Genomic DNA, 21,250 nt, shown 5'->3' with positions numbered 1-21,250 from the left:
TGAGGCGCGCTCGGGTCTCTTCATGACGGGATTCAGCCCGCGACATCGGTATATCGGCTGCGCAGTGTAACGAGATGAGCCGGCGCAGTTGGTTACATTTCTGTCATTCATTGGAAGGGGCTGGCGAATGACAAAAATGTCATTCGGCGGTCATCGTGACGTCCCGGTCTGCGGACGAGGATGGCGGCACATCAACCAATGAGGAATCGTCGCCATGCAACGCAAACACGCCCTATCTACCACGTTCGGTCTGTTGATGCTCAGTGCTGCCGTCATCGCCACCGCGGCCGACATGCCGGTAATCAAACCTCTGCGTGGCACGGTGGAAAGCGTCAGCAACAATACTCTGACATTCACTGTCCGCTCTGGCGCTCAGCAGACTATCGGACTGACAGACAAGACCGGTATCAACCGGGTATCGAAGGCCAATATCGACTCGATCAAATCCGACAGTTTCATTGGTTCTGCGGCCATCCCTCAGGCCAACGGAACATTGAAGGCGCTGGAGGTCACGGTATTCGACGCCAGCCTCAAGGGCAGCGGCGAAGGTCATTACGGCTGGCAGAACGCGGATGGCAGCACAGGCACCATGACCAACGGTACCGTGGGGAAACTGTCCAAGGCGGACGGCCGTACATTGACCGTCAACTACAAGGGCGGCGAGAAACAAATCGTCGTACCGGATGATGTGCCAATCGCCTACGTCGAGCCAGGCAAAGCCGATGAACTGGTCAAAGGTACGAAAATTGTCGTGTTCCCGGCAGCAGATGGAACCACCGCGCGCGGCATTGCGGTTGGCAAGGATGGCTTCCAACCGCCGATGTAATCACTTGAAAGGCAGGGCGCTGCCGTTTGGCAACGCTCCGCTACATGGATGGCTTCCAAGGGGAAACACGTGAGACAGAAAAAGCTTCATCCCTGGCCGGTTCGCCTCACCCACTGGCTCAACGCTGCCTGCATGGCCTGCATGTTCATGAGCGGTTGGGCCATTTACAACGCCTCGCCACTGTTCGGCTTCAGGTTTCCGTTGGCAGTGACCGTGGGCGGTTGGCTGGGTGGAGCGCTGGCATGGCATTTCGCATTCATGTGGCTGCTGCTGATCAACGGCGCCATTTATATGCTGTATGGGTTCGCCAGTGGGCATTTCAAACGTGAGTTGCTGCCCATAGGGCTTGCTGCGTTGAAGCATGATTTGACGGACGCTTTGCGCTTACGGCTGGTGCATGAAAAGGGCGTCTATAACGCAGTGCAGCGTCTGATGTACTGGATGGTGCTGGTGGCAGGCGCACTCGTCGTTATCTCGGGCGTGGCGATCTGGAAGCCCATTCAACTTCAAGCGTTGGTCGCGCTGCTGGGCGGCTATGACATTGCACGTTATGTACATTTCGGGGCGATGGCGGTGATTGCTGCATTCGTCGTGATTCATCTTGCGTTGGTAATGCTGGTGCCCAGGACCCTGCTGCCAATGATTACAGGTGGTGTGCGGTCTTTGGAAACCGGGAAAAAAGGCCATGATTGAACGCAAAGAAAGAACTGCTCAGCGCATCAGGCTTGAACCTTCGCAACAGCTTGAGCTGGAAAATATCCAGCGCCGCCATTTTCTTCGTGCTGGTTTGACCGTGGGCGCGATGTCGATGCTGACCGGTTGCAACTTGCAGGACGGCGATCAGGTCGACAAGGTCCTTTGGGCCATGTCGCGCTGGAACGATCAGGTCCAGGCCTGGCTGTTCAGCGGACGGAAACTGGCCCCGACCTTCACAAGGGCGCAGATCACCACGCCATTTCCGTTCAACGCATTCTATGGTCAGGACGACATTCCAGAGGTGGACTCGGCAAGTTACTCGCTCGCCGTCTCCGGCCGGGTCAGGGACAAGGCACCCTGGACACTCGAAAGCTTACGCAAGCTGCCGCAACGTAGCGATATCACCCGTTTGATCTGTGTTGAAGGCTGGAGCGCGATCGGGCAATGGGGAGGTGTACCGCTCAAAACCTTTCTGGAACACATCGGGGCCGACACCACAGCGAAATTTGTCGGTTTCAAATGTGCTGATCGTTATTACTCCAGTCTGGACATGCCAACAGCCTTGCACCCACAAACGCTGCTGGCACTGGATTACGCTGACGTCGCATTGCCGCCCGAGTATGGCTATCCCCTCAGGGTTCGAGTACCCACCAAGTTAGGCTTTAAAAACCCCAAGCATGTTGTCGAGATTGTCGTGAGCAACGACAACCCGGGCGGGTATTGGGAAGACCAGGGATATAACTGGTTCAGCGGGATCTGATAAGGCAGGTCGAAGTAGCGCAGTTCCGTCCTGCTAGTGCATGGCAACGCAGGAGCATCGGAGTGAGTAATGCCATCCGTAATTGTATGAGGTGCTCTTATGACCGGTATTTCTGCGGTGGTGCCAGCTCCAACAGTGCTGCCGCCTTCAGAAAGCAAAATGCAAGCTCCTGCCAATGGAGCTGATTTCCGCTCCCTCTTGCAGGCTCAGTCCAGGTCACATGTGCAGCAGCCGGATACACCAAGTGCACAGCTGTTATCAGACTCAACCACGAACTTGTCACGCCGACCGGAGATGGAAGCAATGCTTCAAATGTTGGCATGGCGCAAGCGTGCGGACAGCGCTCCGAGCAGACCAGGTCGATCAGCGCCAGGTACGCGAGCCAGTGGCCTGGATAGGGGGAACTTCAACTTCCCCGTTCGAGGCGTTTTGGCTAGCAGTGAGGTTACCCAACAGCGCTGCCTGAATGAAGAGGATAGGCCACTCTACTTGCAGTCCTTTGATGACCGGACCACATGTACTTCTGGTGGCGAAGAAAGCGAAATATCCTCTGACGTTATCTGCGGAGGAGGGCTGAACGCATTCGCCATTGCAGTGGCTCTGTCCGCGATAACCCTTACTTGGATGCCGATTGAGATTATGCGAGCGCCACTGCGATCCCCCAATATTCGGATTTCGCACCGTCGCAAACCCTCTCCAGCCTTGATCCATCTTTTCGACCAGTCAGATTCAGAGGAAGGAGGGAAACAGACGGCTCTCGATAGCTCTTTCGCCGCGGGCTAGAATTTCTACGGGGAATGCAGCTTCGGCGATTACTGTGGACCTCTGATTATCCTACCCATTGAAGGAAGCAGGCGGCGGGTCAATTGTTCAGATTCCGCGTGTGACCCGGGTGGACGCCGCTCTGGCATATGAGTCAGCTTTCGTATCCGTTTATATATTGGATTCCACAATCATGACTGATCGTCAGATCATCGTTCCAGATAGCATGAGATTGCTCTGCGAGCATGCTGGTTATGCACCAGCTGTAAAGGTAGGAAAAACGCTCTATTGCGCTGGCCAGGTAGGCCGGACGCCCGAATTATCAGTTATCGAAGACCCTGAGCAGCAGTTTCTGGCAGCATGGGACAATCTCCGGCTTGTCTTGGAAGCCGGTGGCTGCACATTTGAAGATGTCGTCGAAATGACAACTTATCACGTCGATATGCACCTCCACATGCCAATTTTCAGACGCGTGAAAGATGAAGTCTTTCCTCGGAGTACTTGTGCATGGACATGCATAGGTGTCGCCGAGCTGGCTCGCCCCGGCCTTCTCGTGGAGATCAAATGCGTCGCCGTAGGGCGATAATTTTTCTCATAGACATGTGAATGTACAACGCTTGGAGAGGGGGGCCCTCTAAGCGGCAGTAGATCTGAAATTTTCCTCGCCCGCTGCGCCGGCAGATGTGAGAACGTCCTTGCGTGGCGTTTGTGAACAGCAGCGGGAAAGGCAGAAATGATCAGCCGAACAGCCTGTCCGACGAAACCTAAAGACTCTCAGGGTCGCCAAAGAACATTTTAACAGGGCTCTAGAACGGTATTTTAAGGCTGAAAAACGCTAAATGTGCCCCCAATTTTGCCCCCAGTCACATGCGCTGCTCGAGCAATTGTGAATGCGCGCCTTGGCGGTGATCCACCGCAGTAATTGATCGGGTTCAGTGGTACAACCCCTTTGAAATTGGCAGGTTCGTCCACTTTGCAGATGCTTACTGACTGCCAGCCTGCTGCTATCTACTGATGCATCTCCGTCACGGACATAGTGAATACCAACTTCGATCTGCCAGCGTTGGAATAGGAATGGGGGACATCGGTTTTGGCCACTGCCGAACTCCCCGCAGGAATGACCAACTCTGTTTCCCCTACCACACATTTCAGCGCGCCTTTTTCCACATGAAACAGCTCAAGCGTGCCCTGAGGATGCCCCTGTGAAGAGAAGGATTCGCCTGGGTGCATTTCCCAACGCCACAGTTCGATCATATTAGGTCCGGACGTTCCAGCCAGAAGGCGCGCCGTTCCTCCCAGGTCCCCGGTCCAGAGCGTGGGGATATCTTGGCTGTCGATGATATGGGCGGATGGGGCCTCGCTCACATTGACGATGTCTGCAACGGACAGGCCCAGCGCGGCGGCGATTTTGCAAAGGATGCCGATACTGGGGTTCGCCGTACATTTCTCTATTTCAACAACCATTCCTTTGCTCACGCCAGCACGGCGGGAAAGTTCATCCAACGTGATCTTCTGTGTTTTGCGTGCCTGTTTAAGTGTGCGCGCAACGGCCAGGTTGACGGCATGAGCATCAGCGCCAGGGGTAGTCGACAGACTGGTATTGGTGGTCATTGATGAAGGTCATGAGAAAAAAGTGCTGGGATTCTCGGCCTTTATAAGTAGCTCCGTCAATCGGCTCAGCCGTTATAGCAGATGATAATGGTCATTATATTGACTTTATTGGTCGTCGCTGACTAGCATGAAATGACATTTAGGTTCCTGGAGGTCTTTGATGCTGTCCGTACTGCCGTTAATCGATCAAGCCGTTGCCGAGCTGGCGCCGGAGTTCAGGGCCCTGAGTATCGTGGTGGAAGCTGCACCACTGGCTCATCCTGAGGTGGCCCAGGCTGCGCTGGACCGTGCTTGCAAGGCTGTGCAGGAAGGTGGGCCAAGCTGGGGAGAAGGCCATCTGGCTGCATGGGCTGAGACCTTTCGAAAGTTTGGGGCCAAGCCGCAGCGCACACCTTGTTCAGCTGAAGCGCTGCGTAAACGAGTTTTACGTGACGGCAGCTTGCCTAGCCTGGATCCCATCGTCGATCTCTACAACGCAATCAGCATTGAGTACGCCATCCCGGTTGGCGGGGAAAACATTGAAGCCTATGTGGGCTCCCCACGGCTGGTAGTCGCTGATGGCACTGAGCCTTTTGACACGATGAAAGAGGGTGCTGCTGCCTTCGAGTATCCGGATGCCGGCGAGGTTGTCTGGCGCGATGACAAAGGCGTGACCTGCCGTCGCTGGAATTGGCGGCAAGGTGTCAGGACCCGTCTCGGTGCTGACGCGAGGAGCATGTGGTTCATTCTGGAGAGTCTGCCGGCGATGCCGCTTGAAGCCTTGACGGAAGCGGGGGACAAACTCATCGAAGGGTTGCAGCAAATGATGCCAGGCGTCCAGATCGAAAGCTCACTGATTGGTCCTGGGGCCAAATAGTCGATAGACCACTGCAAGGAGTGATGACGATGTTTACCGGTCTTAGTGCATTTCCTCTGACCCCTATGGATGAGCAGGGTGTGGACGAAAATGCTTTTACTTGTCTTGTGCAGCAATTGGTGGCAGCTAAAGTAGATTCCATCGGGGCTCTAGGATCCACCGGAAGCTATGCGTATCTTTCTCGAGCCGAACGTTCTCGAGTTGCTCAGTTGGCAGTAGAGGCTGCGGAGGACGTGCCTGTGATGGTGAGCATCGGCGCGCTGCGTACACGCGACGTTTTGCTGCTGGCTGAGGATGCGCAAGCCGTGGGGGTCAAAGCCTTGCTGCTGCCACCCGTGTCATATCAAAAACTGACTCAGGACGATGTGTTCTCGATGTACGAAATGGTTTCGGCCAACGTCTCAATCCCGCTATGTATCTATGACAATCCTGGTACCACTCATTTCGAATTTACCGATGAGTTACACGGGCGTATTGCAGAGCTACCCAATGTCAGCTCAATCAAAATCCCTGGCGTCCCCGAGGCGCCGCATCTGGCCAGGGAGCGTGTGGTGCGCCTGCGGAAATTGATTCCGAGTCACGTGACTATTGGAATAAGCGGCGATGCGTTTGCCGCTGTTGGAATGAATGCCGGCTGCGATGCCTGGTATTCGGTCATGGGCGGTTTGTTCCCCAATACGGCGCTCGCCATCACACGAGCAGCATTGTCAGGTGACGCCTTTGAGGCTATGCGCCTCTCCGAATCCTTGAAGCCGCTTTGGGCATTGTTCAGCCAATTCGGCGGTAGCTTTCGCGTGATAGCCACTGCAGCGGAGCTACGCGGTATTACTCACTCTCCGAGCGTGCCTTTGCCGCTTAGAACCATCGAAGGGGAAGGACGCAAGCAAATTGCAGCGGTGATAGACGCGCTCGAATTGAGCTGAGCACTGCGGTGAACACTCTGCCTCATCACAGTTGCGGAGGCAGAAATCCAACTGCCTACAGTTTCAAAAACGTTGGGAAATGATCTTGGTGTCCCTCCAGGATTTCCCTGGGAAGGATCGTGCTAACACTTCCTCGATGCTGCAGGCCATGAGAAAGCACGTGAGCAAGGATTTGTTCTTTGGTCATGTTGCCGGGTTTGCCATCCTTGAAAATAAATTCCACCGGTTCAGACAGCTCCTTTGCAGTGACTGAATTCGTGTAATCGACAAACCATTGATTTGCCGTTGTGAAAGCCTCTTCCAACTGACGAGTGTCTTGCCGCTGCTCAGTGACGACGTCGTCAAATTCCTCCGGTTTTCCCTGCAGTCTGGCGATGAATAGTTGGTCCACAATATTGATGTGCCTGAGCCAATAACAGGCCTTCTTCCATTTCCCCAGGAAACGACTGCGAAATGGGCGCTTTCAAGCACCTGAATAACACCTCCTCAGACCATGCCTTGTACTGATAAAGCGAGTGCAGCAGATTCTTGGCACACATGGTGTTCTCCCATTTCTAAGCATTGTCGGCCCTCGCACATCCCATGGGCTTGGACAAAAGGGGGGTTCGTGTAACGGGAACGGAGTACCGTTAGCGAGGTATGATGGTCGATATATTGACTTTTATGGTCATTGGTATGAAGCTGGATCAAAGGCGATTAACGCTACCGCATTGAATTCCGGAGAAGCCCCAGCTTGCAGGTGGCCGGCTCGGAAATGGCTTGAGGGTGTCTTGGATCATGAAATACGTCAGCACACGGACCCCAGGTAGAACGTACGAATTCAGCGAGGTGCTGATGGGGGCGTACGCGCCTGACGGTGGCTTGTACGTGCCGCACAAGGTTCCCCGCTTCAAAAAGGAGGAGCTCTCAAAGCTCGAATGGTTGCCCTTCCATGAATTGGCTCGCTACGTAATCGAGCCCTTTCTGGGGGGATGGATCGAGCAGGATCTGTTGTCTCGGATGCTTGAGGAGATTTTTGATTGTTTTAAAAGCAACGCAGTGACACCGCTGTACCAGACCGCAAGTAACGAGTGGATACTCGAATTGTTTCATGGGCCGTCAGGCGTCTACCAAGACGTTGGCCTTCAGTTGATGTCTCGCTTTATCGATCATGATTTACTCAGGTCTGGTAAGAAGGCGCTGATTATAGGTTGTACAGGTGGAGATACTGGCGCCGCAGCAATAAAAGCATTTTCGGGAATGAAGGGCGTTACGTTGTTGGTATTGCATCCTTCCATGGGGTTAACGGCGGAGGATCGCCTACGCTTACTGGGTACGCACGAAGATAATGTTGTGAATGTTGCGGTCGACGGAGACTATTCTGATTGTCATCGTTTGTGTGAGCAGTTCCTGAAACAAAGTAGTAATGCACAGCAGCATCTTATTTCGTTTAACTCAGTGCACTGGGTTCGCGTACTTGCGCACCTCTCCTTCTATTTCTATTCTGCTCTTCAGCTCGGTGCGCCTAAAAGAGAGATTGCTTTCAGTGTCCCGACTGGAAATTTTGGCGCCCTGTACGCTGGTTATATTGCCAAGCAAATGGGACTGCCGATTCGACAGCTTATCGTTGCCACGAATGCTAACGCCGGACTGCATAACTTTCTCCAATCAAATCTGTACAGTCGAAATGAAATTCGTGCTACCAAAATTCCCACTATGAATGTTTCATTAGCCTCTAATTTTGAGCGCCTACAGTGGAGCATTTTAAATCGATGCGGAGAAAAAGTAGCTCGTAATATGCAGTTGCTAGAAGGTGAGGGAACTATTCAGTTAGCGCAGGATGAATGGTTGGATGCACGCAAACTGTTTGACTCACTGGCTGTGGACGATGCAGACGCATTCAGTTGTATTCATGAGGTCTTTGCAGAGAGTGGATATCTGGTCAGTCCCAATACCGCTATCGGCTTGCGCGCTGCGCGTGTAAGCAGACGCAGCTTGATGATCCCCATGATTTGCCTGGCAACCACACATCCGTCGAAAGTTGGCACTGCAACCCAAAAGTCAGAGATTGTTGGCCACCTAAATACAATTGGTGTTCCTGTAGTTGCTGAACAAGACTGTACTTCAATTCCCAACGACGTCAGGTCGCTGATCTCACTGGTCAGGGCATTATCAAAAGACACGGAGTCTCACTCGTTATAAGTCCGGAGCCAGAGATGAAACGTGTTTTAGATAAAGTTGATGAAAAGATTTTGGAGGAGCTAACTCGCAATGCACGGTTGGCCCACAACGATATTGCCCTAAAAGTCAATTTGTCCAGGAACGCAGTCAGGCTGCGGATTGAGCGATTGGAGCGCGATGGGTATGTCCGAGGCTACACAATTATTAAAGGTATGCCTTCAGCTGATGCAGGACCCATTAATGCATTAATCTTCGTTTATCGTAAGGATCGTATGCGAGATTCAGAAGTTGTTCGCTCCGTTGGTGCAATGCCTGAAGTTATTTCCTGCAATGTGATGAGTGGCGACCTCGATATTGTACTGACGGTTCAGGCGATGAATGCAGATCGTATCCACAGGGTATGGAGTGAGATCTCGACGCTGCCGGGAGTCCTGAATACCGTAACGTCTTTTGTTCTGTCGAGCACAAAATAGCAAGTTGCGCTGTTGTACGAGCATTTTGCTCGCAACAACGTTCTGTTTGCCATATTCGTAAAGTTAAGTTGGCGGCTTACTATCTCAGCACCACAACATAACAATGAGAACCCTGTCGTGACTGAATACAAAATTGCGTTGCTTGGATTTGGTGGCGTTAACCGCGCGCTGACCCAGCTTATTGCCGATAAGAATTCGCGTTGGGCCGATGAATTAGGTTTTACCTTGAAGATTGTCGGTGTCAGTGACCTTTACCTCGGTTCGATCATTAACAAAGACGGCCTGGACGCTCGTGAATTGGCAGCAGTGCCTGCTGCTAAAGGCAGTTTCAGGACCCTGGCCGGCGGGACTGCTGAGCCGGCAAACGAAACCGTTATCCGCTTCTCTGGCGCCGATATTGTCGCTGAGGCAACGTTCACCAATCCTGTGGATGGTGAACCGGCTACGACCTTCTGCCGCTGGGCTCTGGAAAAGGGCGTCAGTGTCGTGACCACCAACAAAGGGCCCGTGGCGCTGCATGCACAAAGCTTGAAGACGCTGGCCGATAGCACCGGCGCCCGCTTTGAATTTGAAGGTTCTGTCATGAGCGGGACCCCGGTTATCCGTTTGGCCAAGGAGTCACTGGCAGGCTCGGAAATCACCGGCTTCAAGGGGATCCTCAACGGTACTTCAAACTTTGTCCTCTCCAGCATGGAGACGGGGTTGGACTTCTCCAGTGCTGTCGCAAAAGCGCAGGAATTGGGGTATGCCGAAGCTGACCCAACAGCGGATGTAGAAGGGCACGATGTGCGCTTGAAGGTTGTCATCCTCGCCAATGAACTGCTAGGCGCAAAACTCAAACCAAGCGACGTCCTGTGCAAAGGGATTTCTGAAATCACGGCCAAGGATATTGCCGAGGCGACGAAAGCAAATGCCCGCTGGAAGCTGATTGGCAGCGCAGAGAAACGGAGCGATGGTTCGATTTCAGCATCAGTGAGTCCGAAGCTCTTGCCGGCGAGCGACGCGCTCTCAGCCGTGAGCGGAGCCACCAACGCAATTACCTTCAACACGGCCATTCTCGGTCCCGTCACTGTAGTGGGTGCGGGGGCAGGTCGTTTTGAAACCGCATTTGCCTTGCTCGCCGACATCGTAAGCATCCACAACCACAAAACCACGTCAGGTAAGTAATCATGAATAGCTTGAGTCTCTCGCTCGCTGCTGATTATAAGGCCATTACGGTGCTCAGCCCGTTTGACGGCAGCAAAGTGGGTGAAGTGGCAGACATACCCGCATCATCCGCTACCACGATAGTTGACACCGCCATTTTAGGTGCCTTGATTGTCAAGGATCTGCCGCGCCATGAGCGTGCGCGTATCTTGGAAAAGGCCGCAAGCTCAGTCGAGCGTGACAAGGACTCCTTTGCCAAACTGATCGTCGCGGAGTCAGGAAAAACGCTGAAGCAGGCGCGAAAGGAGGTGTTGCGATGCGTCAATACCTTGAAGTTGTCTGCCGAAGAAGCCAAGCGCAATGCCGGTGAAGTCATTCCTTTTGACGCCTATGTCGGGTCTGAATCCCGTCAGGGCTGGTTCACCCGTGAACCGTTGGGCGTCATCGTTGCCATCACCCCTTACAACGACCCGCTTAACCTGGTCGCGCATAAATTGGGGCCTGCCATTGCAGGAGGAAATGCAGTTGTTCTCAAGCCGTCTGAGCTCACACCGCTATCAGCGATCAAGCTGGTGGAGTGCTTGATCGACGCGGGTCTGCCTCCGGTTGTTGCCACCGTCGCAACAGGCGGCGCCGCCCTGGGCAAGGCTCTTGTGGCCCACCGTGCGGTGCGCATGGTGTCTTTCACTGGCGGCTTTGTCACGGGTGAGCAGATCGCTCGTACAGCTGGCCTCAAGAAGCTAGCGATGGACCTTGGCGGTAATGCGCCGGTCATCGTGATGGCTGATTGTGATTTGGATGAAACCGTTGATTCATGCGTGTCGGGGGCTTTCTGGGCGGCCGGACAAAACTGCATCGGTACCCAACGGATCCTCATCGAGGCCTCACTCTATGAAACCTTCAAAACGCGCTTTGTTGAACAGACCTCTAAGTTGATCGTCGGTAACCCTGCAGATGAGCAGACGGACGTAGGGCCGATGATTACCGAGGCGTCAGCCAAGCGTACCGAGGAAGTGGTCAATGACGCCATTGCCAAAGGCGCCACGTTGTTGTTTGGCAACACATGTAACGGCTCGCTCTATTCACCTACCGTGCTGGAAGGCGTCGACCGCCAATGCAAGTTGTGGTGCGAAGAGGTGTTCAGTCCGGTAGTCATCCTTCAGAGCGTCGCCTCCCTGGATGAAGCATTGGCGCTGGCTAACGAACCTGAATACAGCCTGCATGCTGGGATCTTCACCAGCAATCTAAAGGTTGCAATGACCGCCGCTAAACGACTGGAGGCGGGCGGGGTGATGATCAACGACTCTTCCGACTATCGTTTTGATGCAATGCCTTTCGGCGGCTTCAAGTACGGGAGCATGGGTCGTGAGGGCGTACGTTTCGCTTACGAAGACATGACGCAACCCAAGGTCGTTTGCATTAACGGTGTGAGTGGAAGCTAAGCAACTCTCTCAACTCAAGAATGAAACACACAACAATAAAGAGGAAACGACATGCGCCCCGATAAGCACAACCTTTCGACATTATCTGCAGCGACACTTGCTGTTCATGGCGGCAATGTCGCGGATGTCACCAGTGGCGCCGTCCGTACACCATTGGTCATGGCGAACTCCTATCTCTTGCCGGAAGATCCGGCGACCATGGACTGGTCGAGCCCGGACGGGCTCGTGTACACACGCAATCAAGGCCACAACCAGGTTTGCCTTGAGAAAAAACTCGCAGCCCTTGAGGGTTGTGAAGACGCGGTGGTATTCGCGACCGGTGTTGCTGCCTTGCACTCGGTATTTTTTTCATTCTTGAAAAGTGGTGATCACGTCATCGTCAGTGACATCACCTACCAGGCAGTCTGGCGGCTTTTCGCCGAACTACTGCCTGAACGTTACGGCATTGAGGCAACCTTCGTAGACGTAGGTGACCTTGAATCGGTACGTAACGCCATTCGCCCCAATACCAAGCTGATCCACACTGAAACGATCGCCAACCCCACCACGAAAGTTGCAGACATTGCGGCATTGGCTGAGATTGCACACGCTCATGGCGCGCTGATCTCTGTGGATGCCACATTCACGCCGCCTCCATTTTTTCGTGCAAGTCAACACGGTGTCGACTTCGTCATTCACTCATTGACCAAGTACATCAATGGCCATGGTGATGCCATGGGCGGGGTAGTGATCGGCTCCAACCAGTTGATCAACAAGATCAAGAATGATGCCTTGGTTGACCTCGGCGCGACCATTTCGCCGTTCAACGCGTGGATGATCATGCGCGGCTCGGTCACGTTGCCTCTGCGCTTGAAGCAATTATTGAACTCGGCCGAAAAGTTGGCTCAGTTTCTGGATAGCGATGATCGGATTGCCTACGTCTACTACCCCGGTTTGCCCTCCCACCCGCAGCATGAGTTGGCGCGCCGGCAATTTGCGGGCAAGGGCTATGGTGCTGTGATGGCGTTTGCCGTAGAGGGTGATCCTGATACCCAGAATCGCTTTGTCTCGAACCTGCGCATCATCACGTCGGCCGTTTCATTAGGGCATGACGAATCACTGATCGTGCACGTAGGTGCAGAGGGTCGAGGTGGCTTTGACAAGTACCCCGAAGAGTTCCGCCAGTACGGTCATTTGCGGTTTTCTGTAGGGCTGGAAGACCCAGAAGACTTGATCAAGGATATTGCGTTCGCGCTGGACGCAACATTCAAGTGATTTGAATACGGGCGCTATGTAACCAGGGTTTGGTCAACCCGTCTTTACCCCCGTCCTCGCGGGGGGCTTTTTAATAACGTTGACGTGTTAATTGCGCCTGGCGCAAACAGTCTTGGTGTTTTTTATTGATTGGGAGTTGCTCATGGCTTGGGTGAGTTTGATAGTTGCGGGGATATTTGAAGTTGTGTGGGCTTTTTCGATGAAACAATCTGAAGGGTTTACGCGATTGGTGCCCACGGTCATTACATTTGTCACCGTGGTTGCCAGTTTCGCGCTTTTATCCTTCTCGATGAAGAGCTTGCCGCTGGGTACGGCATACACCATCTGGACGGGGATCGGCGCTGTGGGGGCTTTTGCTGCAGGTATTTTCTTCATGGGTGAACCCGCCACGCTGTTGCGTATCGTGGCCGCCGTATTGATTGTCAGTGGACTGTTAATGATGAAATTGGTGTCTGCTTGAAAGGCGAGCATTTTGCTCGTGATAACGTTCAATTTGCCATATTCGTAAAGTCGCCGTACTCAGGTAACGTTCAAGTCGAGACGCAGGTCTCGCTAAATAATAACGAGCGTCATGGTTAATGCTGTCGGATGTTTACTGCCCTTAATCCAACTACAATATCTAGGGATGTAATTATGATTTCGCTAAAAAAGCTATGTTTAGTAATGGGCTTGGCGTTGTGCACAAGTGCAGTGTCTGCCAAAGAATACTCCACCTTGCGTTTCGGCGTAGATGCCAATTACGCGCCGTTTGAGTCCAAGGCCGCCGATGGCAGCCTCAAGGGATTTGATATTGACTTGGGCAACGCGATTTGCGCCAAGCTTTCAGTCAAATGCATCTGGGTGGAAAGCGATTTTGATGGCCTGATTCCAGGCCTCAGGGCCGGCAAGTTCGACGGCATCCTGTCATCCATGACCGTGACGGCCACTCGTGAAAAAGCCATTGATTTTTCAAGCGAGCTTTTCTCCGGATTCACGTCCTATGTGTTCAAGAAGGGATCGGACCTGAGCACGGATGTGGCATCACTCAAAGGCAAAACGGTTGGCTATTTTCAAGGCAGTATCCAGGAAGCTTACGCCAAGGCCGTGCTGGACAAAGCCGGGGTAAAAATCCAGTCCTATCAGAACCAGGATCAGGTGTATTACGACCTGGTAGCGGGGCGGCTGGATGCATCCCTTCAGGATGCGCTTCAAGCCCAACTGGGTTTTATCAACTCCCCCCAGGGCGCTGACTACGAAATGAGCCCGTCGGTCGAGAGCCCTTATCTTCCCTCCAAAACAGCCATCGGCATCGCCAAGGGCAATACAGAGCTCAAGGCCTTGCTGGATAAAGCGATCCAGGCTCTTCACGACGATGGCACCTATGATTCGATCCAGAAGCAGCATTTTGGCGATCTGAATCTTTACAGCGGCAAATAACCACCCGGCGCTCGTCCGCTGGATGGGCGTTTTCGCTATAGGTTGTTGATCATGTTTGAACCATTATTAGGCGCATTGGGGCTCTCTGCATTCAGCTTGCAAGGCTTCGGCCCGCTGCTGCTCGAAGGCACCTGGATGACCGTCAAGCTGTCCCTGTGCTCTCTTTTGCTTAGCGTATTGCTCGGGTTGATGGGCGCCAGCGCTAAACTGTCCAGTCTCAAGCTGCTGCGTATGCCCGCGCAGCTCTACACCACACTGATTCGTGGGGTGCCGGATCTGGTGCTGATGCTGTTGATTTTCTACAGTCTGCAAACCTGGCTGACGGTCATCACAGTGGCATTGGGCTGGCAGTACATCGAAATCAATCCCTTCGTCGCAGGAATCATCACCCTTGGTTTTATCTACGGCGCCTATTTCACCGAAACTTTCCGCGGCGCCATGCTGGCCGTACCCCGTGGACAGGTCGAAGCCGCTACTGCCTATGGGTTAAGTCGCGCCCAGCGTTTTCGCTTTGTGGTATTCCCGCAAATGATGCGGTTTGCCCTCCCGGGGCTGGGTAATAACTGGATGGTAATTCTTAAAGCCACCGCATTGGTGTCGATCATCGGCCTGGCTGATTTGGTAAAGGCTGCCCAGGACGCAGGAAAAAGTACCTATCAATTGTTCTTTTTCCTAGTACTGGCTGCACTGACCTATCTGATCATCACCAGCATCTCCAACTTCGTCCTGCGCTGTCTGGAAAAACACTACGCCGCGGGTTTACGGGAGGCAGTGCGATGATCGAACTACTGCAGGAGTACTGGAGGTCATTCGTCTACAGCGATGGCCAGCAAATCACTGGTCTGGCCATGACACTATGGTTGCTCAGCGCATCGCTTTTCATCGGCTTTATCGTATCTATTCCATTGTCCATCGCACGCGTGTCCCCCAGGTTTTACGTGCGCTGGCCAGTGCAGTTTTATACCTACCTGTTCAGGGGGACACCGCTCTACATCCAACTGCTGATCTGCTACACCGGAATCTACAGCCTCGCCGCAATACGCGCTCAGCCTGTGTTGGACGCATTCTTTCGCGATGCAATGAACTGCACCATTCTTGCCTTCGCTCTGAACACGTGCGCTTACACCACCGAGATATTTGCCGGGGCCATTCGCAACATCGCTCATGGCGAAGTCGAGGCGGCAAAAGCGTATGGCCTCTCGGGATGGAAACTCTATGCGTTTGTGATCATGCCGTCAGCCTTGCGTCGCTCGCTGCCGTATTACAGCAACGAAGTGATCTTGATGCTGCACTCAACCACGGTGGCATTCACCGCCACGGTGCCGGACATTCTCAAAGTTGCCCGTGACGCGAACTCAGCGACCTTTTTAACCTTTCAATCGTTTGGGATTGCGGCACTGATTTACCTGGCGGTCACCTTTGCGTTGGTCGGAGTGTTCCGAATTGCCGAACGTCATTGGCTGGCCTTTTTAGGGCCGACTCACTGAGCCCTGTATCTGACAGGGCCGCTCCCAACCCGCTTAGAGGATGATTGCGAACATGTACAAATTGACGGTTGACGGACTACACAAGAGTTACGGTACCCATGAAGTACTCAAGGGTGTTTCCCTGCAGGCCAAAACGGGCGATGTCATTAGCCTGATCGGCGCGAGCGGTTCGGGAAAGAGTACGTTCCTGCGCTGTATCAATTTTCTCGAAACACCCAACGACGGTGCCATGAGTTTGGATGGCAAACCAATTTGCATGGTTAAAAATCATGCTGGATTACGTGTGGCGGATGACCGCGAGCTGCAACGACTGCGTACCCGCTTGGCCATGGTCTTCCAGCATTTCAACCTGTGGGGACACATGACCGTGTTGGAAAACATCACCATTGCCCCGCGTCGGGTGCTAGGCATCAGCAAAAAAGACGCAGAAGACCGTGCGCGGCGATACTTGGATAAAGTCGGCTTGCCTGCCCGTGTTGCCGATCAGTTCCCTGCATTTCTTTCCGGTGGTCAACAGCAGCGGGTAGCGATCGCCCGCGCCCTCGCCATGGAGCCCGAAGTCATGCTGTTCGACGAACCCACCTCGGCGCTTGACCCTGAGGTGGTGGGCGAGGTGCTCAAAGTCATCCAGGGGCTTGCTGAAGAGGGGCGCACCATGATCATGGTGACCCATGAAATGGGGTTTGCACGCAAAGTGTCGAACCAACTGCTGTTCCTTCATCAAGGACTGGTTGAAGAGCAGGGCGGACCTGAAATTCTGGATAACCCCAGAAGCGAGCGCCTGCAGCAGTTTCTGTCCAACGGGCTTAAGTGAAATGCTTTGGCTATGACCAGCGGAACAAAGAACCACGCGGCCCATGAGGGTTTGGGACGCATCGACGCGGCCATCGTCGACGTATTGCGCCGCAATGGGCGCATCACCTATAAAAAACTCGCCTCACTGGTGCACTTGAGCGAGAGCCCTTGTCAGCAACGCGTTCGCAAGCTGGAGAGGCTGGGCGTCATCCGCGGTTACGGGGCATTTATTGACGAGCGCAAGCTATTACCAGGTTTATCACTGGTGGTTCTAGTGACACTGGCTGAGGGCAGGAGATGCAGCACGCAAAAGGTATTTGAGGCGCTTGTCAGTGCTTGCCCGCAAGTCATTGAGTGTCACTTGGTGAGTGGTGCGCTTGATTACTGCCTCCGAATACGCTGCCGGGATATGGAGCATTTCCGATCAATCACTGAATCATGGCTGGAGAGCACTGAACTGCACCTCGAGAAACTGGTGGCCTATCCACAGCTGGCCGTCATCAAGCCTTCATCGACGCACCTTGGTATCGAATAACAATTGCAACACTTCACGCCTAGAGATAAACCATGATGATTGCGAACCTGAAGTTCAGTCATAAGGTATTGCTTGCAGCATCATTCGTTGTTGTCGCAGCGTTTTCGCTTTTTACGCTTTACAACGACTCGATTCAGCGCAAAACCATTCGCTCGAACCTTGAAAACCACCTAGAGGAAATGAGCAAGATCACGGCTGCAAGCGTTCAGTCCTGGCTCTCTGGGCGGGTACTTCTAATAGATCATGTTGCCCAGGCGGTTGCCAATGATCCCGCGTCGCAAAACATCACGCGGCTGCTGGAGCAGAGGTCGTTGCTATCGACGTTTACCTTCACTTATCTAGGCAGTCGTAACGGTAGTTTCGTCATCCGGCCAAAGGACGATCTACCTGCTGATTACGATCCTCGCACCCGGCCTTGGTATACCGACGCAATGGCTGCAGGAGGGACAACGCTGACTGAGCCTTACCTCGATGTGACGACAGGGCAACTGATGATGACCATTGCAACGCCGGTCAGTCAGGACGGCCAGCCGCTTGGAGTGGTAGGCGGGGATCTTACACTGGAGACGCTGGCGACCATTGTCAGCTCGCTCGACCTAGGTGGAATTGGCTATGCCTTTCTGGTCAACGCAGATGGCAGGGTGTTGGTTCATCCAGAAAAAGAACGGGTGATGAAGCAATTGAGCGATATTTACCCCCTGAACACGCCATCACTTAGCTCCCATATCAGCGAGACGGAGCAGGACGGAAAACCTCAAATTTTGATGTTCTCGCCGATCAAGGGACTGCCTTCGGTGAACTGGTATATCGGTTTGTCCATCGACAAAAGCAAAGCTTATGCGGCACTTGATGATTTTCGCACTTCCGCCATTTTGTCGATGGTTATTGCCGTTGCGACCACGCTGCTTTTGCTGGGCTTGCTTATTCGCGTACTGATGCGGCCCCTGAGGTTGATAGGTACAACCATGCGGGATATCGCCCAGGGAGAGGGCGACCTTACCCGCCGCTTGAGTGCGCATTCGAAAGATGAGTTCGGAGAACTGGCCGCAGACTTCAACCTTTTCGTGGAACGTATTCAGCACTCAATACGTGAAGTGTCTTCTGCTACCGAGCATGTCAATGAAGTGGCCAGGCGTGTAACGCAGACCTCTAGTGCGTCAATGTCGAACTCGGACGACCAGGCCAATCGCACCAACAGTATTGCGGCCGCGATTAACGAACTCGGCGCGGCGGCCCAGGAAATCGCGCGTAACGCGGGTGACGCTTCCCTTCAGGCGTCGGATGCCCGGTGCCAGGCTGAAGATGGCCGCGAGGTGGTGACCCAAACGATAAATGCCATGGGCGCGCTCTCTGGGAAAATCCGCACGTCATGCAGCAACATAGAGGCGCTGAATGGTAAGACCGAAAATATCGGTCGAATTCTTGAAGTCATCAAGGGCATTTCCGAACAGACCAACCTGCTGGCACTCAATGCCGCGATCGAGGCCGCGCGGGCGGGTGAAGCCGGGCGTGGGTTTGCTGTTGTAGCTGACGAAGTTCGCAGCCTGGCTTACCGCACGCAGACGTCAGCCCAAGAGATCCATACAATGATTGCAGAGCTTCAGATGGGCGCACGTGAGGCGGTACTCACCATGAACGAAAGCGAGCGCTACAGTAAGGACGGCGTGATTATCGCCAACCAGGCCGGTGAGCGGCTGGGCAGCGTCAGTCAGCGCATCGGCGAGATTGACGGAATCAACCAGTCGGTGGCGACAGCAACTGAAGAGCAAACTTCGGTCATCGGTTCACTGAACATCGACATCACCGAGATCAAAAACCTCAACCAGGAAGGGGTGGAAAACCTGCAGGCCACACTGCTTGCTTGTGACGATCTTGAACGACAAGCCACACGACTCAAGCAGCTGGTGGATGGCTTTCGAACTTAGGCCATCCCTACAAGAGCAGGCATTGAATCACGCGCGCGAGAACAGCAGCTTAAAACCTGCTGCGCCAAAGACCAACGCAAGGGTGCCTTCAATCCATCGGCGCGCCCTGCGATAACCCCGAATCATCGGTGCCGTGGAGAAAACGATCGCATAACCGCAGAAAATAGAAATGCTCAACACGGCACAGCCAGCCAGGATGATCATAACTGTTACAGGTGTCGCTTGTGGTCCCAGGCCGAGCGTCATCGTGGCGATCCAACCCAGTAATGCCTTTGGGTTGGTCAGGTGCATAAGCAAGCCCCGCCGGTAGAGGCCAAAACCCGAGATAGGCGGTGCTGCGCCCAGCGCTTTCTCAATTTTCTCGTCAGGTGTCAGGGCAGAACGTCCCGCTTTCAGGGCTAGGAACAGCAAGTATGCTCCGCCGACGATCTTGAGCACGAAGAGTGCCTCTGCGAACTGAAGCAGAATGGCCGAGACGCCTGTGGCGGCCATCGATCCCCAAAAAAAAGAACCACTGATCACTCCGGCTGCAAGCATCAGCGCAGGTTTTCTGCCTTGGTGCATGGCAACGCCCATGATCCGCATATTGCTGGGCCCCGGGCTTGCCGCTCCAACAATGTAGGCGGTAAAAACGAGTAGAAGGTGGTGGAAATCAAATGACATCAGTCGACCCTCGAGCTGCTTGTAATAGCTCGCAGCTTAAGTGTTCATAAGCTATTCGTCATTGGGTTCTTTAGCTGAATTTTCTGGCTTATTTGATTCTCATCTCGTGGGACTGGATCGCGCTCAATGGGATGTTTTCCATCGCCAACTTCCTGTAGTCCTACGCCGAGTTTGCCCCTGCCAATCCCGTCATCAGCGTGTGATTTTTCGAGATTTGGGCTGCTAGACCTTAGACTGGGGGCATCCTTTTCGAACCATCCAAAGCATGCCCTCAGATATGCCCCCAATGTAGCAATGCACTGGAGGTGGATGGATCTCCATGGTCCTTGAAAAGGCAGAAGTGATCGGATAAACAGCCCGCCATCCGGCCCCTAGAGACTCTCAGGGTCGCCAAAAAACATCTGAATCCGCGACCGCAACCAGCGTTCCCCCGGGTCATTGTCCTGGGACCCACGCCAAGCCATGTGCAGTTCAAAGCTGCGCACCGGGATCGGAGGGTCTTCTGCACGCACGCCGCCAGCGGCGGTCAGTGCGTCGGCGGTGTAGTCGGGGACGGTGGCGATGATGTCCGTGCCTGCCAGCAGGGTGCTCAGCCCATTGAACTGCGGCACCGCCAGTACCACATGGCGCTTGCGGCCGAGTTTTTCCAACTCTTCATCGATGAAACCGCTCAGGTCGCCCGCGAAGGACACCAGGGCGTGGGGGCGTGCGCAGAATTCGTCCAGGGTCAGTTGCCCCGGTGCGGTGTCGGCCCGCAGCACCTTGGGCGAGCTGCGGCGCAGCACCTTGCGCTTGGCGTTGGCCGGCAGGTCGTCGGTGTAGCTGACGCCGATGGATATCTCGCCGGACGCCAGCAGGCTCGGCATCAGGATGTAGTTGACCCGGCGCACCACCAGCACGATGCCAGGGGCTTCGGCGCGCAGGCGCTTGAGCAGCATGGGCAGCAGGGCGAATTCGGCATCGTCCGACAGGCCGATGCGAAACACCGAGGTGCTGGTGGCCGGGTCGAATTCCGCCGCGCGGCTGACCGCCGTGGAAATCGAATCCAGGGCCGGGGAGAGCAGGGCGAAGATTTCGATCGCCCGGGCCGAGGGTTCCATGCTGCGCCCGGTACGCACGAACAGCGGGTCATCGAACAGGCTGCGCAGGCGCGACAGCGCGGCGCTGATGGCCGGCTGGCCGAGGAACAGTTTCTCGGCGGCGCGGGTCACGCTGCGTTCATGCATCAGTGTTTCGAATACGATCAACAGGTTCAGGTCGACACGACGCAGGTCATTGCGATTCATCTGGGGTCCTGGCAGATTCGGCGAGCTTGACGTGAGCGGCCATATGCGAACAATGACCGGCATGAATCTTACGGGGAAAGACTGGTACTCTGCACTGGCTAAATGAATTTTTGTAGGATTTGCCCCGCGGGGCTGATTGATTTTCTTGCTGCGGAATCAATGACAGGCATGTCGACTATTAATAGCCACTGATGGTCTTGGGTACAAAGCCCGGATAGAGTTCATGGCATTAGA

General features: G+C 54.2%; 22 protein-coding genes and 1 pseudogene. 19 read left to right on the top strand and 4 right to left on the bottom strand.

What is annotated here, in order from left to right; genetic code table 11:
- Positions 1-214 precede the first annotated feature (214 nt).
- The 4 genes from ACODTO_RS18525 (at position 215) to ACODTO_RS18510 (ending at position 3,630) form a co-directional block, all read left to right on the top strand.
- On the top strand, positions 215-826 hold the full coding sequence (locus ACODTO_RS18525) for a hypothetical protein (RefSeq protein ID WP_175363373.1): 612 nt from the start codon (positions 215-217) through the stop codon (positions 824-826).
- Between the two features lie 69 nt (positions 827-895).
- Entirely contained in the window at positions 896-1,519 is a 624-nt protein-coding gene (locus tag ACODTO_RS18520; RefSeq protein WP_055136989.1) for a cytochrome b/b6 domain-containing protein, read from the top strand.
- Positions 1,512-2,282: a molybdopterin-dependent oxidoreductase gene (locus ACODTO_RS18515; protein ID WP_489106853.1), complete on the top strand. Its 771-nt coding sequence runs from the start codon at positions 1,512-1,514 to the stop codon at positions 2,280-2,282. Before ACODTO_RS18520 ends, ACODTO_RS18515 begins: the two co-directional genes overlap by 8 nt.
- 955 nt (positions 2,283-3,237) lie before the next feature.
- Complete coding sequence (locus ACODTO_RS18510) at positions 3,238-3,630, top strand: RidA family protein (protein ID WP_175384930.1); 393 nt, start codon at positions 3,238-3,240, stop codon at positions 3,628-3,630.
- A gap of 422 nt (positions 3,631-4,052) precedes the next feature.
- On the opposite strand, the gene ACODTO_RS18505 is transcribed toward ACODTO_RS18510, so the two are convergent.
- Positions 4,053-4,655, bottom strand: a complete 603-nt coding sequence (locus tag ACODTO_RS18505; protein WP_489106852.1) for a cupin domain-containing protein — start codon at positions 4,653-4,655, stop codon at positions 4,053-4,055.
- A 160-nt stretch (positions 4,656-4,815) separates the two neighbouring features.
- On the opposite strand from ACODTO_RS18505, the gene ACODTO_RS18500 reads away from it, so the two are divergent.
- Together ACODTO_RS18500 and ACODTO_RS18495 are read left to right on the top strand one after the other, a co-directional pair.
- Entirely contained in the window at positions 4,816-5,511 is a 696-nt protein-coding gene (locus ACODTO_RS18500; RefSeq protein ID WP_041021433.1) for a B3/B4 domain-containing protein, read from the top strand.
- A gap of 29 nt (positions 5,512-5,540) precedes the next feature.
- A complete protein-coding gene (locus ACODTO_RS18495) occupies positions 5,541-6,434 on the top strand; it encodes a dihydrodipicolinate synthase family protein (RefSeq protein ID WP_041021434.1) in 894 nt (297 codons plus the stop codon).
- Positions 6,435-6,489: 55 nt separating this feature from the next.
- Here the strand turns inward: ACODTO_RS18495 and ACODTO_RS18490 are convergent, their stop codons facing one another.
- Entirely contained in the window at positions 6,490-6,834 is a 345-nt protein-coding gene (locus ACODTO_RS18490; protein ID WP_489106874.1) for a DinB family protein, read from the bottom strand.
- A gap of 377 nt (positions 6,835-7,211) precedes the next feature.
- Here ACODTO_RS18490 and thrC point away from each other — a divergent pair, with 377 nt between their 5' ends.
- The 13 genes and pseudogenes from thrC (at position 7,212) to ACODTO_RS18425 (ending at position 19,067) form a co-directional block, all read left to right on the top strand.
- Entirely contained in the window at positions 7,212-8,615 is a 1,404-nt protein-coding gene (thrC, locus tag ACODTO_RS18485; RefSeq protein ID WP_175384926.1) for a threonine synthase, read from the top strand.
- A 14-nt stretch (positions 8,616-8,629) separates the two neighbouring features.
- A complete protein-coding gene (locus tag ACODTO_RS18480; RefSeq protein ID WP_027606629.1) occupies positions 8,630-9,067 on the top strand; it encodes an Lrp/AsnC family transcriptional regulator in 438 nt (145 codons plus the stop codon).
- A gap of 117 nt (positions 9,068-9,184) precedes the next feature.
- Positions 9,185-10,234 (top strand): homoserine dehydrogenase, encoded by a 1,050-nt coding sequence (locus ACODTO_RS18475; protein ID WP_041021436.1) that lies wholly within the window; start codon positions 9,185-9,187, stop codon positions 10,232-10,234.
- Positions 10,235-10,236: 2 nt separating this feature from the next.
- Positions 10,237-11,655 carry an aldehyde dehydrogenase family protein gene (locus ACODTO_RS18470; protein ID WP_489106851.1) on the top strand — a complete coding sequence of 473 codons (1,419 nt, stop codon included), beginning with the start codon at positions 10,237-10,239 and terminating at the stop codon, positions 11,653-11,655.
- A 51-nt stretch (positions 11,656-11,706) separates the two neighbouring features.
- Positions 11,707-12,909: a trans-sulfuration enzyme family protein gene (locus ACODTO_RS18465; protein WP_139645610.1), complete on the top strand. Its 1,203-nt coding sequence runs from the start codon at positions 11,707-11,709 to the stop codon at positions 12,907-12,909.
- Positions 12,910-13,051: 142 nt separating this feature from the next.
- Entirely contained in the window at positions 13,052-13,369 is a 318-nt protein-coding gene (locus tag ACODTO_RS18460; protein ID WP_041021439.1) for a DMT family transporter, read from the top strand.
- A 173-nt stretch (positions 13,370-13,542) separates the two neighbouring features.
- A complete protein-coding gene (locus ACODTO_RS18455; RefSeq protein WP_060752886.1) occupies positions 13,543-14,325 on the top strand; it encodes a transporter substrate-binding domain-containing protein in 783 nt (260 codons plus the stop codon).
- A 51-nt stretch (positions 14,326-14,376) separates the two neighbouring features.
- Complete coding sequence (locus ACODTO_RS18450; protein WP_027616444.1) at positions 14,377-15,105, top strand: ABC transporter permease; 729 nt, start codon at positions 14,377-14,379, stop codon at positions 15,103-15,105.
- Positions 15,102-15,812, top strand: coding sequence for an ABC transporter permease (locus ACODTO_RS18445; RefSeq protein WP_027616445.1), 711 nt, complete (start codon positions 15,102-15,104; stop codon positions 15,810-15,812). Before ACODTO_RS18450 ends, ACODTO_RS18445 begins: the two co-directional genes overlap by 4 nt.
- A 52-nt stretch (positions 15,813-15,864) precedes the next feature.
- Entirely contained in the window at positions 15,865-16,626 is a 762-nt protein-coding gene (locus ACODTO_RS18440; protein WP_027616446.1) for an ABC transporter ATP-binding protein, read from the top strand.
- Between the two features lie 12 nt (positions 16,627-16,638).
- The gene (locus ACODTO_RS18435; RefSeq protein WP_489106850.1) at positions 16,639-17,142 is read left to right on the top strand and encodes an Lrp/AsnC family transcriptional regulator; all 504 of its coding nucleotides are present in this window, start codon (positions 16,639-16,641) and stop codon (positions 17,140-17,142) included.
- 32 nt (positions 17,143-17,174) lie between these two features.
- Positions 17,175-18,209 (top strand): annotated as a pseudogene (locus tag ACODTO_RS18430) (cache domain-containing protein); the annotation flags it as partial.
- Between the two features lie 93 nt (positions 18,210-18,302).
- The gene (locus ACODTO_RS18425; RefSeq protein ID WP_373682479.1) at positions 18,303-19,067 is read left to right on the top strand and encodes a methyl-accepting chemotaxis protein; all 765 of its coding nucleotides are present in this window, start codon (positions 18,303-18,305) and stop codon (positions 19,065-19,067) included.
- 27 nt (positions 19,068-19,094) lie between these two features.
- Here the strand turns inward: ACODTO_RS18425 and ACODTO_RS18420 are convergent, their stop codons facing one another.
- Together ACODTO_RS18420 and ACODTO_RS18415 are read right to left on the bottom strand one after the other, a co-directional pair.
- On the bottom strand, positions 19,095-19,730 hold the full coding sequence (locus ACODTO_RS18420; RefSeq protein ID WP_027616449.1) for a LysE family translocator: 636 nt from the start codon (positions 19,728-19,730) through the stop codon (positions 19,095-19,097).
- Positions 19,731-20,101: 371 nt separating this feature from the next.
- Complete coding sequence (locus ACODTO_RS18415; RefSeq protein WP_139645616.1) at positions 20,102-21,016, bottom strand: LysR family transcriptional regulator; 915 nt, start codon at positions 21,014-21,016, stop codon at positions 20,102-20,104.
- Between the last annotated feature and the right edge of the window lie 234 nt (positions 21,017-21,250).

It is taken from the genome of Pseudomonas sp. FG13 (assembly GCF_057809755.1).
Note: the sequence above shows the minus strand (reverse complement) of the source record. Positions and strands in the feature narration are given on the sequence as shown.